The sequence below is a fragment of the Spirabiliibacterium mucosae genome, from assembly GCF_014884965.1.
Taxonomy (GTDB): Bacteria; Pseudomonadota; Gammaproteobacteria; order Enterobacterales; family Pasteurellaceae; genus Spirabiliibacterium; species Spirabiliibacterium mucosae.
In genome coordinates this window covers 46381-60678 of sequence record NZ_JABTBO010000006.1, presented here as the reverse complement: position 1 = coordinate 60678, position 14298 = coordinate 46381, and the positions used below count along the sequence as shown (strand labels likewise).

Here is a 14298-nt window from a genome sequence, read left to right as displayed (position 1 = left end):
TTGATCCAAAAGGCAAAGCGCGGTTTTTCGCCAGTTGAGTCACTTTTGTGTTGACAACGCTGGCATAAACCGTTATTTCTATAAAGGTTCACGTTTGCGAGTGAACAGAAGAGGCGCAACGGTCAGGCAGTTATCTCAACGCGTCGGGCGGAGATAATCAGGGGAGCGTTGCCGAGGTAAGTGGCATCCGACAATGTCATTTATCGGCCGCTAGGGCTGAATCCCTAGGGCTGTCATCACCGAGGTGATGGAGTGCTTCAATCCAACCGCACTTTCCTTTCTGTTTACGCAATCAAACATTTTAACCATCGTTTAACATTACAGGAAATTTTATGTCACATCTCTCAGTTGCAAAATTCGGTGGCACCAGCGTTGCCAACTACCCCGCCATGCAAGCCTGCGCGCGCATCGTGATTAATGACCCTAACACCCGCGTGGTGGTGCTCTCCGCCTCCGCTGGCGTGACCAATATTTTAGTCGAGCTGGCCAACGGCTGTGATGCCACACGACGCGAGCAATTGCTGGCGCAATTGCATCAAATTCAATACGCCATTTTAGATGAAATCAAAGACAACCGCGCCATTTGTAGCGAAATTGACCGCCTGCTGGCGAATGTGAAAAGCTTAGCGGAAGCCGCCAGCCTGGCCACCTCCCCCGCGCTAACCGATGAGCTAATTAGCCACGGTGAGATGATGTCGACAAAAATATTTATTGATATTTTGCGCGAGCTCAACACCCGCGCCACCTGGGTTGATGTGCGCCAACTGGTGGCCACCAACAGCCACTATGGCAAAGCCGCCCCAGATGATGCCAAAACACAAAAAAATTGCGACAACGTTTTAAAACCGCTGATTGACCAAGGTGAGCTGGTGATCACCCAAGGGTTTATCGGCCGTGATGAACTGGGCAAAACCACCACCCTTGGCCGCGGAGGCAGTGACTACTCCGCGGCGTTGTTAGCGGAGGTGCTTAACGCCAAAGATGTGCTGATTTGGACCGATGTGCCTGGCATTTACACCACCGACCCACGCATTGTGCCACAAGCGCAAAAAATCGACACCATGAGCTTTGCCGAAGCCGCGGAAATGGCCACCTTCGGTGCCAAAGTGCTCCACCCTGCCACCCTGCTACCAGCAGTGCGCAGCAATATCCCGGTCTATGTTGGCTCCAGCAAAGCACCGGATGCCGGCGGCACCTGGGTGACACGTGACCCGCAACCGCGCCCAACATTTCGCGCCATCGCACTGCGACGCGACCAAACCTTGTTGACGCTCACCAGCCTGAGTATGCTGCACGCGCAGGGCTTTTTGGCCAACGTGTTCGCCATTTTAGCAAAATACAAAATCTCCGTTGACACCGTCACCACCTCTGAGGTCAGCGTGGCCGTCACTCTGGATAAAACCGGCTCTGCCTCATCAGGTGCAGCGATGCTCTCCAGCGAGCTGATGGACGCCTTAAGCGAAGTGTGCCACGTCAAAGTTGACACTGGCCTTGATCTCGTCGCCCTTATCGGCAACGACTTGCACCTCACCGCCGGCGTTGGCAAACGCCTGTTCACCACCCTTGAGCCGTACAACATCCGTATGGTCGGCTACGGTGCGAGCACCAACAACGTCTGCCTGCTCGTCCCAAGTGAACACGCCAACGACATCGTCGCCAAGCTCCACAGCGAATTGTTTGAATAAAAGTGCGGTTGCCCCTCAAATACAACTTGAGGGGCGTTTGAAATCACATATGAATGACACTGAGGTCGAACTCAGTGCTGGAAATCACTGTAATACCCTGTTGTTGCAATGCACTAATCACATTTTGATAAGCATTTGCCATGTTTTCAATGTCTTCACGGCTCACAAGCCGAGGAATTGTGTGATCTTGTAATTTTTTAGTTTCATAACGATCTTTATTGCGCTGTATGCTTAAATCAACATCAATGGGCAATGTCACAATCACTATTTGATACCCAGCATCTCGAAAGGGTTTAATGATATTTTCAGCTGTTTCTAATTTTGAAAAAGTCGCTTCATAAATCACGTTGATATTGTTTGAAATGGCTTTGTCTCGCAGCGCGAGTGCAAACCGAAAGGCATAATTACCCGTTTTTTTATGGGCATTATATCTGCCAACTTTTCTGATAAACTCGGTTAATTTGGGGTGAAGTTTGCGATAATTATCAGGCTGGATTTTTAATGCATTGGTTTCGATTTGATCAATAAAGGTGGATTTACCGCTGCCACTCACGCCAGTGATAAAAATCACACTAGGTTGGCTGTGCGCTTTTAGGTGATTTTCTTCTAACTCATTATAAAAAACTTTATCAACTAGAATGTCATCAACTCTCGCATCTCTCGCCATAAGAACCTCTAAAGCTGCATGCGCAATTTATCGTATTTTTCATTTAGCTCAAAAATTCGCTCAACAATATTTACCGCCTGTTCTGGGTTCGTTTTATAAACATTGGAATAGGCTTTTTTCAATGCCAATAACTCTTGCTTATCTTGCGGCTGAATGGCATCTCGTTTACCTGACATCTCGAGCATCAGCATATCGGATTTGGTGTCGGCAACCGTTTCCACCACAACATCTGTCAACACCACATAATCTTGCTCAAGGCTATGGCGTAAAAACTGCTTTTTTTGGCTGTTAAGCATCACATCACCTTTTGAGTTACACTATCTTCATGCGATCATCATATCAACTCAAAAAATAAAATCAAACCGCACGTTAACGTGCGGTTTATTTTGAGTAGCGTTTGGTGGGGCTGGCTTGGTCGAGGGATTTGAGCCAATCGAGTTTTTGCTTGATTTTGCCCTCCACGCCGCGATCGGTTGGGAAATAGTATTGCGTGTCGGCCAGCTCAGGCGGGAAGTAGTTTTCACCCGCGGCGTAGGCATTTTCCTCGTTGTGGGCGTAGCGATACTCGGCGCCAAAACCAAGTTCTTTCATCAGCTTGGTCGGTGCGTTGCGCAGGTGCTCGGGCACGTCAAAATCGGGGCTTTCGGTTGCGTGCTGCTTAGCGGCTTTGAAGGCGGTGTGCACCGCATTGCTTTTTGGCGCCACGGCGAGATACACAATCGCTTGGGCAATGGCGCGTTCGCCTTCATAAGCGCCCACGCGAGTAAAACAATCCCACGCTGCCAAGGCGACTTGCATCGCACGCGGGTCGGCGTTGCCCACATCTTCTGAGGCGATGGCGAGCAGACGGCGGGCGACATAGAGCGGGTCGCCGCCTGCGGTGATGATGCGCGCATACCAATAGAGCGCCGCATCAGGCGCTGAGCCACGCACCGATTTGTGCAAAGCGGAGATGAGATCGTAATAGCGATCGCCTTGTTTATCAAAGCGGGCTTGCCGCTCGCCGAGCACGTCGGTGAGCAGTGCTACCGTCAACGTTTTCGCACCGTCTTGCTCGCTCGCCATGTCGATCATCATCTCCAAGCAATTGAGCGCCAAGCGTGCATCGCCGTTGACGTATTCCGCCAGCATGGTGAGCAAATTGTCATCCAGCACAATGGCCTGGCCACCGTAACCGCACTTTTCATCTTGCAGCGCGCGCTCCAGCACGCGTGTGATGGCGTGAGTATCTAATCCCTTCAGGCGATAGACCCGCGCGCGGGATAAAATCGCGCTGTTGAGCTCAAAAGAGGGGTTTTCGGTGGTCGCGCCAATGAAAATAATCGTGCCGTCTTCAATATAGGGCAAAAAGGCATCTTGCTGGCTTTTGTTGAAGCGGTGAACCTCATCAACAAACAAAATCGTGCGTTTATCACAAGTGCGGTTGTGCTGCGCCTGCTCAATCGCGGCGCGGATTTCTTTCACGCCCGATGTCACCGCCGAGATGCGTTCCACCTCGGCGTTGATCCGTTGCGCCATGATTTCTGCCAAGGTGGTTTTGCCTGTACCAGGCGGCCCCCAGAGGATCATGGAGTGAATGTGGCCGGCCTCAATTGCGCGGCGCAGCGGTTTGCCCGGGGCGAGAATATGCTCTTGGCCATAATAATGGTCAAGAGTTTGTGGGCGCATCCTCGCCGCCAGTGGGCGGAAATCGGGGGCGAAATCGAAGGTTAAATTGCTCATCACCGCACTTTGGGTTAGCGTTGGTCGTCTAACTCAACCCCTTTTGGCACTTTGAAGCTAAACACGCTCGCGTCAATCGGCAAGTTGTTGATGTTGCGCAGCTGATACAAATTCGCCTGCCCGTCTTGCTCGATGGTGCTGAAGTTTTTCAACAAGCCGTTGGCATCAATGCGGATTTGGAATTTTTTAATGTTGCTGTTTTTGGCTTTCGGCACCAAGGTGAAGTTGTCGCCTTGCTGGGTAACTTTGTACTGCTGCCACTTGGCCGCGTCATTGGTGGTGAGCAAAATAAACGGCGTGTTGACAATCGCGTCAGCCACTTTTTTGGCGGTCACTTGCTGCACAAATGGGTCGTAATACCACAGCGTTTTACCATCAGCAATAATGTGAGTTTCTTGCGGGCTTTGGGTGTCTAGACGGAACAAATTTGGGCGTTTCACCTGAAATTTGCCGCTGCCTTCTTGCACCAATTTGCCTTGCGTGGTGGTCACGCGCTGGGTGAAATCGGCTTTGTATGATGATACTTGCGATAAGCGTTGTTGCAAATCACCCGCCGCGTCGGCCAGCGCGGTGCTGGCGATGGCGCCCAGTGCAAAAGTGAGTAACGTTTTTTTCAATACTGTCATAACTGTCCTCTTAATCAACCTGTTAGGTTAGACCGCACTTTACCTGCGAAGTTCTAGAAGTCATTGCGCGGGGCTAAGATCTCGCGCTTGCCGTTGGTTGGCGCGGAGACAATCCCCTGCGCTTCCATTTGGTCAACAATGCGCGCGGCGCGGTTAAAGCCGAGTTTGAAATTGCGCTGGATAGACGAAATGGAAATTGTGCCTGTGTTGAGGACAAATTCCACCACAGTATCAAACAGTTCATCGAGCTCATCATCACTGCCGCCGATCGCACTTTGGGTTTCTTCGTCATCTTGCGAAACGGTGATTTCATCAAGATATTGCGGGGTACCACGCGCGCGCCAGTCATCGGCGACACTTTGCACGTCGCTGTCGGTCATAAACGCACCATGAATACGCACCAGCTCTGAGGTGCCAGGGCCGGCGTAAAGCATATCCCCACGCCCGAGCAGCGCTTCTGCGCCGTTGGTGTCTAAAATGGTGCGGGAGTCAATTTTGCTCGCCACGGTAAAGGCAATGCGGCTTGGCACGTTGGCTTTAATCAGGCCTGTGATCACATCCACCGACGGGCGTTGGGTGGCCAAAATCAAGTGAATACCCACCGCACGCGCTTTTTGCGCCAAGCGTGCAATTTGCTCTTCCACTTGTTTGCCGGCCACCATCATTAAATCGGCAAACTCATCGACCACCACTACAATGTAGCTCATTTTTTCCAGCGGTGGCGGCGCGTTGTCCATACTGTCGCGCGGCTTCCAAATTGGGTTTGGAATCGGCATTTGCATCTGCTCGGCTTGTTTGATTTTTTCATTAAAGCCTTCAATGTTGCGCACATAAAGCGCTGACAGCAGCAGATAACGGCGTTCCATTTCGTCCACGCACCAGCGCAGCGCATTAGCCGCTTTTTTCATGTCGGTCACAACCGGCGTTAACAAGTGCGGTATGTCTTGATAAATCGACAATTCCACCACTTTCGGGTCAATCATAATCATGCGCACGTCTTCTGGCTTGCGTTTATACAGCAGGCTCAAAATCATGCTGTTCACGCCCACCGACTTCCCAGACCCAGTAGCACCGGCCACCAGCAAGTGTGGCATTTTGGCCAAATCTACCACCACAGGCTCGCCACTGATGTCTTTGCCCAGCGCCATTGGCAGCAATGCTTTGCTTTCTCTAAACTCGCGGCTGTCAAACACCTCACGCAGGCCAACCGTTTGGCGGTGTTTGTTTGGCGTTTCAATCCCGATATACGGCTTGCCTGGAATCACTTCGGCAATCCGAATGGCACTGAACATCAACGCCCGCGCCAAATCGCTATCCAGCCCTGACACTTTTGAGGCTTTCACGCCAGGTTCCAGCTCAAGCTCATAGCGTGTGACCACCGGGCCGACCAGCACGTCTTTGACCTGCGCTTTTACGCGGAAGTTGGCCAGCTGCTGCTCAATGCGCGCGGAGGTGGCGTGGATTTCGCTTTTGTCGACCGACAAACTCTGGGTTTTCATCGGCTCGAGCAAATCCAGTGTTGGCAATGCGGTGCTCGGTTTGGCTTTTTTGCTTGGCATGCTACTTTGCAGCAATGGGTGAATCAGCGTGCCGTGAGCGGCGTAATCTTGGTATTGCGGCGGCTGTTTTTGCGCGTGCGCTTGAATTTTCGCCAACTCTTCTTCGGCGCCTAGTGCTTTGGCGCGCTCGGCCAGTTCTTGCGCTTTTTGTCGCTCTTGCTCGGCAAAGGCTTTGGCTAATTGCGCTTGCACGGGGTCGAAAAGCGCCTCGTCATCATCACGTTCAACCGCACTTTGATTTTGCGTTAAGAGCTCATCAGGCAAGGTGAGGTCGAAAAGATCATCTTTGGGCTCTTCACGGGCTTCTTTGCCCACATTTTGCGCAATTTCATTCATCGAGCGAATGGTTGGGATGCTCACCGCAGGCAGCTCTGGCACTTCAATCACCGTGGTATGGGAAAAGTCAGGCATTTCCTCAGGCTCGGCCAGTACCGTTGGGCTTTCAATCGGCGGCAATGGTTTGAGCGCGACCGCACTTTCCACCTCAATTGGCTCAAGCTCGGCCAGCTCTTCAGGGCTTTTCACTGCAATCGGGGCAGGCTCCTCACTTGGCGGCATAAATAGCGGATCAAGCTCGCGCGGTTGGGGTTCTTCATCGTCATATTTTGCTGTCAGCCAGTGATAGCCACTAAGCAGCAGCATCACCAGCGACATGCCCGCGCTTAAAATAAAGCCCACCACTGCAGCACAAAACGCCACCATAAAGGTGCCAAACATGCCCAGCGTTGGGTAGAGATGTTTCACGATAAACGCGCCCAGCACGCCGCCTGCGAGATGAATTTCACTATTAGACAGCAGCAAAGACGCCAGCGCGGTCAGCCCGCATAGCAGCAAAGCAAAGCCAAACAGGCGCACCAGCACGCGGCTTTTGCTGAAATTGTCTTGCCAGCGGTTGCGCAGCAGCAAAATGGCTGAAATCACCAGCACAAACGGCAAAAAGTTGGCCAGCGAGCCAAACAGCGCAAATAAAATATCAATGCACATCGCGCCAAAGTGGCCGGCCTTGTTGAGGGTGTCTTGCTGCGGGCTGGCGACAGTCCAGGCGTTGTCAAACGCGCTGTAGCTCGACCAGGCGATAATCAAATAGACCCCAAAAAGCACGCACAAGCCCAGCACGAGCTCAACGAGGTAATGCTTGGCGCTGTAAGGTGGTTTAAATCGTTGAATCATAATTTACTCTGTTTTGGCCTTGGCTTTAATTTGAATGAGGTTGCTTTTTTTCACTTCTTCCATCACCACATAGGTGCGGGTGTCGTTCACCCCTGGCAGGCGCAGCAAGGTGGTGCCGAGCAGTTGGCGATAGGCCGCCATGTCGGGCACGCGGGTTTTTAACAGGTAGTCAAAGTCCCCTGAAACTAAAAAGCACTCTTGAATTTCATCGAGTTTTTGCACCGCTTGGTTAAATTCTTCAAACACATCGGGCTTGCCGCGCACCAGTGTGATTTCCACAATCACCAGTAGCGGCGAGTCCAAAAGCTCTGGGTTGAGCAGCGCGCGGTAGCCCATAATAATGCCCTGCTTTTCCAGCCGGCGCACGCGCTCAAGGCAAGGGGTGGGCGAAAGCCCGACTTTTTTCGATAAATCAATGTTGGAAATTTTGCCGTTTTGCTGCAGCTCTTGCAAAATTTTGATGTCGGTGGCATCAAGCGTTTTATTATTTTTTTTAGACATAACAGTTCCCATCACAAAGTGCGGTATCAGTTTACTTGATTTTCACCTGATTTTAAACAAAAAAGCCCGCACGCGGCGGGCTTTTGGGCACAACTCAATTATTGATAACGTTTGAATACCAGCGTGGCGTTGGTACCGCCAAAGCCAAAGCTGTTGGACATCACGGTGTCGAGTTTCACATCGAGTTTTGGCTCGGTGACAATGTTCATGCCTTGGGCTTTTTCATCCAGCGTGTTGATGTTGATGCTCGGCGCGATGAAATCGTGGTTAAGCATTAACAGGGAATAAATCGCCTCATGCACGCCTGCCGCCCCCAGCGCGTGGCCGGTCATCGCTTTAGTAGCGGAGATGGCCGGTGTGTTGTCACCAAACACCTCACGCACCGCTTCTAGCTCTTTCACATCCCCCACAGGGGTAGAGGTGCCGTGTACGTTGAGGTAATCCACTGGGCTGTCAAGATTTTCCATCGCTTGACGCATGCAGCGCGCCGCGCCTTCACCGCTTGGCGCCACCATGTCATACCCATCAGATGACGCGCCATAGCCGACAATTTCAGCATAAATAGTCGCACCGCGAGCAAGGGCGTGTTCAAGCTCTTCAACCACCACGATACCGCCACCGCCTGAAATCACGAAACCGTCGCGATCGGCGTCATAGGTGCGCGAGGCCAGCTCTGGCGTGTCGTTGTACTTGGTTGACAACGCGCCCATGGCATCAAATTCGCAGGCACATTCCCATGCCAACTCTTCAGCGCCGCCGGCAAAAACCACATCTTGTTTGCCGAGTTGAATCAGCTCAACGGCGTGGCCAATGCAGTGCGCGGAGGTGGCGCAAGCAGAGCTAATTGAATAATTCATCCCTTTGATTTTAAACGGGGTGGCCAGGCAGGCAGACACGCTCGAGGCCATGGTTTTGGTCACTGCATAAGGGCCGATGGCCTTCACGCCGCGAGGGCCGCGCATAGCATCGGCCGCGACAATTTGATTGTGCGGTGAGCCAGCGCCTGCGCCCACCACCAAGCCGGTGCGGGTGTTAGAGACTTGCTCTTCGCTTAAGCCTGCGCTGTCGATGGCTTGTTGCATAGAAAGATAAGCATAAGCGGCCGCATCGCCCATAAAGCGCATCACTTTGCGGTCGATCAGATCTTTAGGCTCAATTTTCAGCATGCCCGCCACTTGGCTGCGCATGCCAATTTCAGCAAATTCGGGCATGGCACGAATGCCTGATTTGCCCGCTTTGAGCGCGTCAAGCACCTCTTGTGCATTGTTGCCAATGCTTGACACAATACCGAAACCTGTAATCACTGCTCTTTTCATGTTTAAACCTTTCTTTAACTGTGGATATTTCAACGTACAACTGTTAGCTGAATACGTTACTATAAATTAAAACATTGCAAGCATTATCCCGAAATTCTTTGAGTTTGGATTCTTTTGTGACTAAATTTTCGCCAACTGTGCGCGCATTTCTTTTCTCGATGGCGTACAATAAGCAAAAACACAAAAGGCCGCTTATGACAACGCAAACACCCTTTGCCAACGTGCGCTTTGATGCCCACAACACCCCTTATTCAACGCAATTTGATGATATTTACTTCATGCCCGCGCAAGGCTTTGAGGAGGCCAATTATGTTTTTTTGCAAGGCAATCAACTCCTTGAGCGCTGGCAAGCCTGGCGCAAACCGCACTTTGTGATCGCTGAAACGGGCTTTGGCACGGGCTTGAACTTTCTCGCCTGTTGCGCGCTGTTTGATGCCTTTCGCGCACAACACCCGCAGGCGCCGCTCAAGCGCTTGTTTTTCATCTCTTTTGAAAAATACCCGCTCACCCAGCAAGCACTGACTCAAAGCCACCAAGGGTTGACAAGCCTTGCGCCCTATTGCCAGCAGTTGGCAAAGCATTGGATTACCACGCCCGTTCCAGGCTGCCACCGCCGCCATTTGGGCGATCACATCACTTTAGATCTATGGCTCGGTGACGTGCACGACAGCCTGCCGGCGCTGGGGGATTATTACAACCAGCGTGTTGACGCGTGGTTTTTAGACGGCTTTGCCCCGAGTAAAAACCCGCAAATGTGGACAGACGCCCTCTTTGAACAGATGTTTCGCCTAAGTCACCAAGGCACCACTTTTGCCACCTTCACCGCGGCCAGCAAAGTGCGGTTAGGCCTTGAGGCAGCAGGCTTTGTAGTAGAAAAACGCAAAGGCTTTGCCCACAAGCGCGAAATGCTCACAGGCTTTAAGCCCAACAAAAGTGCGGTTGCCGCTGAAATACCGTGGAGCGCCTTCACGCCTGGGGAAAACACGCGAGAGGTGGCCATTATCGGCGGTGGCGTGGCGAGCCTGTTCACCGCACTTTCTCTGCTTAAACGCGGGCTTGCCGTGACGTTATATTGCCAAGACGACAGCCTCGGTCAGGGCGCCTCGGGCAATGCACAAGGCGCGCTCTACCCGCAATTGAGTGATGATGATAGGCGCAATTGTGAGATTTATGCCCACAGCTTTCTTTATGCCAAAAGCATCTTGCCTGAATTGAGTGACCAACTCGGCGGAGTGGAACAAGGCTGGCATGGCGTGGCACTTTGCGCTTACAACTGTAAGGTAAAACATAAATTAGACAAAATCGCCCAGCAGTGGCAGCCGCCGTTGTTTGCGCTTAAATCGGCTGACGAATTGACCGCACTTTGTGGCATTGACATCCCCCATTCAGGTGGCTTTATCGCTGAGGCGGGCTGGCTCTCACCTCAACAGCTGATGGCGCAAGGTGCGCACTATTTGCAAAAGTGCGGTGTCAAGATGGTCACCAACACAGCGATTGACCAGTTAAGCGCGCTCGACGATGGCCGCTGGCAGCTCAGTGCGGCTGACCGCACTTTTACGCACGAGTCCGTGGTGCTCGCCTGCGGGCACAATCTCACCGCATTTGAGCAAACGCACAAGCTGCCGCTCTACCCTGTGCGCGGGCAGGTGAGCTACGTGCCGACAACGCCAGCGCTGCAAGGGCTCAAGGCGGTGGTCTGCTTTGATGGCTACCTCACGCCCCACAATGCCGCGCAACACCACTGCCTGGGCGCCAGCCATGTGCGCGAAAGCACCAACCGCACTTTTTCAGCGCATGAACAGGAAGAAAATAAAGCGCGCTTAACGCAGAATATTGATCTTAAGTGGGCTCATGAAGTGGATGTTTCGGCAATGCAAGGCAACGTGGGCGTGCGCTGTGGCACGCGCGAGCGTCTGCCGATCATGGGCAATGCACCGCACTTTGAGGGCATCGCGCAGGCGTATCGCAATTTATTTAATTTGCGCCGACGCAGGCAGCCGATTGTCAACGCGCCTTGTTGGCGCAATCTTTACCTGCTCGGCGCGCTCGGCTCGCGTGGGCTGACCAGCGCACCACTGTTGGCGGAGAGTTTGGCCTCGATTATTGCCAATGAGCCCGTGCCGCTGTCGCAACCGCTGCTGCACGCCCTCAACCCAAACCGCACTTGGGTGCGCAAATTACTCAAAGGCACGCCGATTGACTAATCAGCGTGGGCGGATTCAGCAATCGCGGTGCTGGCCAGCAGCGCCTCACCAAACGGTGCCCGCCAGCCTTGCAGCAAGCGCGGCAGCGGCAAATCTTGCGCGGGGTTGTACCAATGCCATTTGATCAGCTGGTGCAGCCATTTGCGGCTGGCCAAGCGCTCTTTGGCGATGTTTTCAGGGATGAGACTTTCAAGCTGATGCTGCATAAACTTCATGCGTTTTTTATAATCCGCTTGGGTGGCGATTTGATCAATCGCTTGCGGGTGGCTCTCTGCCGAGGCTTTTTGCGCTTGCGCAATCAGCTGCACAATTTTTTTGCCATAAAGGCGGGTGGTTTGCGGGTGAACGCCAAATTCACTCAGCGCCGCCGGTTGCTTGATCATCGCCTTGGCGGCATTGAAAAGTGCGGTTTCTTTGATGATGAAATTCAGCGCAATGTCGTTTTCCATCGCCAGATTCAGCCGCCACTGCGCCAGTAATTTCAGCGCTAAAAGGCGCTCGCCTTGCAGCCGCCACGCGTTGCCGATGTTGAGATACGCCAGCTCTGGCTTGAGCACGCGCGTGGTTTTTTCACATAAATAATCGCACTCTTCCATTACCGCACTTTGCCAATGCGTTTTCAGACCTTCACGCATTTGGCAAAACAGCGGCAGCAGATAATAAACATCAGCGCCTGCGTAGCGCAGCTGCTCGTCGCTCAACGGGCGGGCAAGCCAGTCGGTGCGGGAGGCGCCTTTGTCGAGCGTGATGTCGAAATAGTGCGAAATCAGCGCGGCAAAGCCCATAGAGCTGTTAAAGCCCATGAAATCCGCCATGATTTGGGTGTCGATCATCGGAGTTGGCATTTGCTTGAAATAGTGCGCAAACACCTCTAAATCTTCACTGCACGCGTGCAGCACTTTCAACACACAGTGGTTTTTTAAAAGTTCAACAAACGGCGTGAAATCACTGATCGCCAGCGGGTCAATCAGGCATAACTGCTCGCCGTCGTAGAGTTGAATCAAGCCAAGTTTTGGATAAAACGTGCGGGTGCGGATAAACTCCGTATCCAACGCGACCACGCTTCGCTCAGCGGCCTTGGCGCACACCTCGGCGAGGCGTTGATCGCTGTCAATCCATTGGTAATCGATTTGCACTGGGATGTTAGTCATTGTCACTGTCTTGTTGGTTAAATTTGGCTAATTCTTCATCACGCACCACGCGGCGGAGGATTTTGCCGACATTACTTTTCGGCAACTCGGTGCGAAATTCCACTTCACGCGGCACTTTGTAGCCGGTCAAATGCTGCCGGCAGTGGTTGCGCAGCTCATCTTGGGTCAAACTTTCATCGCGTTTAACCACAAAAATTTTCACTTTTTCGCCACTGCGCGCATCTGGCACGCCAATGGCCACCACTTCCGCCACTTTGTAGTTGAGCATCACCACATCTTCAATCTCGTTCGGGAAGACGTTAAAGCCTGACACGTTAATCATATCTTTTTTGCGATCGACAATTTTGAGGTTGTGATCTTCACCCATCACGACGATGTCGCCTGTTGCCATCCAGCCGTCTTTAAGCACCTCGGCGGTCGCCTCTGGGCGCTGCCAGTAGCCTTTCATCACTTGATCGCCTTTCACCCACAGCTCTCCACGCTCACCAATGCCAACCTCCTGGCCTTCGTCGTTGAGGATTTTGATGTCGGTGTTCGGCACGGGCACGCCGATGTTGCCATTGTGCTCTTTGGCGTGCGGCGGGCAGGCGGCAATCAGTGGCGAGCACTCGGTCATGCCGTAGCCTTCAATAATGTTGGTGCCAGTGAGTTTATGCCAGCGCTGGGCCACCGATTGGTTGACGGACATGCCACCGGCCACCGTCAACAACAAGGTGGAGAAATCCAACTCGCGGAAGTTTTCGTTGTTGAGCAAGGCGTTGTATAAGGTGTTCACGCCGGTTATCGCCACAAACGGATGGCGCTTGAGCTCACGCACAAAGCCGTTGATATCGCGCGGATTGGTGATCAAAATCCCGGTTAAGCCCAGCTCCACGAAGAGCAAACAGTTCACCGTCAAGGCAAACACATGGTAAAGCGGCAACGCGATGATCGCCTCACGGTGTTGCGAGTTGCGTAAAAAAGGCTCCGCCACCCATTTGGCTTGGAAGATGTTGGTCAAAATATTTTTATGCGTCAGCATCGCGCCTTTTGCCACACCTGTGGTGCCGCCCGTGTATTGCAAAAAGGCGATATCTTCAGGTTTCACCACTGGCTGGACATATTGGCGGAATTTGCCAATGCGCAGCACTTCGCGGAAGGTCACAGCACCTGGGAGTTTGTATTTCGGCACCAGTTTTTTGATGTATTTGACCACAAAGTTGACCAAATTGCGTTTGCCGAACGAGAGCTGATCCCCCATGCGGGTGAGGATCACGTGCTTCACGTCGGTTTCTTTCACCACACTTTCTAACGTGGCAGCAAAGGTGGAGACCACCACAATCGCTTTGGCGCCGCTGTCTTGCAGCTGATGCTCAAGCTCGCGTGGGGTATAAAGCGGATTGACGTTGACCACAATTAGGCCTGCGCGCAACACACCAAAAAGCGAGATGGGGTATTGCAACAAGTTGGGCATCATTAGCGCTACGCGGTCGCCTTGGTTGAGTTTCAATTCATTTTGCAAATAGGCAGCAAAGGCGCGGGAGCGCTCTTCGAGCTTGCGCCAGGTCAGCACCTTGCCCATGTTGATGTAGGCTGCTTGATCGGGGCGCTCGCGCACAGCGGTGTCGAACATATCGAGCAAAGTGCGGTATTTGTCGGTTTTTATCTCGCGCTCGGCATCGGGTGGGTAATTATCAAACCAAATTTTTTCCATAAAC

Annotated in this window: 11 protein-coding genes and 1 riboswitch; of the genes, 2 read left to right on the top strand and 9 right to left on the bottom strand. The window is 52.6% G+C overall.

Annotation, left to right across the window (positions count from 1 at the left end; all coding sequences use genetic code 11):
• Positions 1-100: 100 nt before the first annotated feature.
• A riboswitch (Lysine riboswitch) is annotated at positions 101-266 on the top strand.
• A 66-nt stretch (positions 267-332) separates the two neighbouring features.
• Positions 333-1685, top strand: a complete 1353-nt coding sequence (gene lysC / locus HPC37_RS03375) for a lysine-sensitive aspartokinase 3 (RefSeq protein ID WP_208121817.1) — start codon at positions 333-335, stop codon at positions 1683-1685.
• Between the two features lie 43 nt (positions 1686-1728).
• Here the strand turns inward: lysC and HPC37_RS03370 are convergent, their stop codons facing one another.
• The 7 genes from HPC37_RS03370 to fabB form a co-directional block, all read right to left on the bottom strand.
• Positions 1729-2352, bottom strand: a complete 624-nt coding sequence (locus tag HPC37_RS03370) for a zeta toxin family protein (RefSeq protein WP_208121816.1) — start codon at positions 2350-2352, stop codon at positions 1729-1731.
• An 8-nt stretch (positions 2353-2360) separates the two neighbouring features.
• Positions 2361-2648, bottom strand: coding sequence for a hypothetical protein (locus tag HPC37_RS03365; RefSeq protein WP_208121815.1), 288 nt, complete (start codon positions 2646-2648; stop codon positions 2361-2363).
• Between the two features lie 85 nt (positions 2649-2733).
• Complete coding sequence (locus HPC37_RS03360) at positions 2734-4074, bottom strand: replication-associated recombination protein A (protein WP_208121814.1); 1341 nt, start codon at positions 4072-4074, stop codon at positions 2734-2736.
• A 14-nt stretch (positions 4075-4088) separates the two neighbouring features.
• On the bottom strand, positions 4089-4691 hold the full coding sequence (gene lolA / locus HPC37_RS03355) for an outer membrane lipoprotein periplasmic chaperone LolA (RefSeq protein WP_208121849.1): 603 nt from the start codon (positions 4689-4691) through the stop codon (positions 4089-4091).
• A gap of 62 nt (positions 4692-4753) precedes the next feature.
• Positions 4754-7429, bottom strand: a complete 2676-nt coding sequence (locus HPC37_RS03350) for a DNA translocase FtsK (protein WP_208121813.1) — start codon at positions 7427-7429, stop codon at positions 4754-4756.
• A gap of 3 nt (positions 7430-7432) precedes the next feature.
• Positions 7433-7930: a leucine-responsive transcriptional regulator Lrp gene (lrp, locus tag HPC37_RS03345; RefSeq protein ID WP_208121812.1), complete on the bottom strand. Its 498-nt coding sequence runs from the start codon at positions 7928-7930 to the stop codon at positions 7433-7435.
• Between the two features lie 98 nt (positions 7931-8028).
• Positions 8029-9246 (bottom strand): beta-ketoacyl-ACP synthase I, encoded by a 1218-nt coding sequence (gene fabB, locus HPC37_RS03340; RefSeq protein WP_208121811.1) that lies wholly within the window; start codon positions 9244-9246, stop codon positions 8029-8031.
• Between the two features lie 194 nt (positions 9247-9440).
• Here fabB and mnmC point away from each other — a divergent pair, with 194 nt between their 5' ends.
• Positions 9441-11450 (top strand): bifunctional tRNA (5-methylaminomethyl-2-thiouridine)(34)-methyltransferase MnmC2/FAD-dependent 5-carboxymethylaminomethyl-2-thiouridine(34) oxidoreductase MnmC1, encoded by a 2010-nt coding sequence (mnmC, locus tag HPC37_RS03335; protein ID WP_208121810.1) that lies wholly within the window; start codon positions 9441-9443, stop codon positions 11448-11450.
• Here the strand turns inward: mnmC and rnd are convergent.
• Both rnd and fadD read right to left on the bottom strand, forming a co-directional pair.
• The gene (gene rnd / locus HPC37_RS03330) at positions 11447-12601 is read right to left on the bottom strand and encodes a ribonuclease D (protein ID WP_208121809.1); all 1155 of its coding nucleotides are present in this window, start codon (positions 12599-12601) and stop codon (positions 11447-11449) included. The two genes, mnmC and rnd, sit on opposite strands and share 4 nt — an antisense overlap.
• Positions 12594-14294, bottom strand: a complete 1701-nt coding sequence (gene fadD, locus HPC37_RS03325) for a long-chain-fatty-acid--CoA ligase FadD (RefSeq protein ID WP_208121808.1) — start codon at positions 14292-14294, stop codon at positions 12594-12596. Before fadD ends, rnd begins: the two co-directional genes overlap by 8 nt.
• Positions 14295-14298: the final 4 nt, after the last annotated feature.

Bases quoted from the DNA above. Each gene is read 5' to 3' on its own strand.
- lysC (WP_208121817.1), top strand. From the start codon at position 333: ATGTCACATCTCTCAGTTGCAAAATTCGGTGGCACCAGCGTTGCCAAC.
- HPC37_RS03370 (WP_208121816.1), bottom strand. From the start codon at position 2,352: ATGGCGAGAGATGCGAGAGTTGATGACATTCTAGTTGATAAAGTTTTT.
- HPC37_RS03365 (WP_208121815.1), bottom strand. From the start codon at position 2,648: ATGCTTAACAGCCAAAAAAAGCAGTTTTTACGCCATAGCCTTGAGCAA.
- HPC37_RS03360 (WP_208121814.1), bottom strand. From the start codon at position 4,074: ATGAGCAATTTAACCTTCGATTTCGCCCCCGATTTCCGCCCACTGGCG.
- HPC37_RS03350 (WP_208121813.1), bottom strand. From the start codon at position 7,429: ATGATTCAACGATTTAAACCACCTTACAGCGCCAAGCATTACCTCGTT.
- lrp (WP_208121812.1), bottom strand. From the start codon at position 7,930: ATGTCTAAAAAAAATAATAAAACGCTTGATGCCACCGACATCAAAATT.
- fabB (WP_208121811.1), bottom strand. From the start codon at position 9,246: ATGAAAAGAGCAGTGATTACAGGTTTCGGTATTGTGTCAAGCATTGGC.
- mnmC (WP_208121810.1), top strand. From the start codon at position 9,441: ATGACAACGCAAACACCCTTTGCCAACGTGCGCTTTGATGCCCACAAC.
- rnd (WP_208121809.1), bottom strand. From the start codon at position 12,601: ATGACTAACATCCCAGTGCAAATCGATTACCAATGGATTGACAGCGAT.
- fadD (WP_208121808.1), bottom strand. From the start codon at position 14,294: ATGGAAAAAATTTGGTTTGATAATTACCCACCCGATGCCGAGCGCGAG.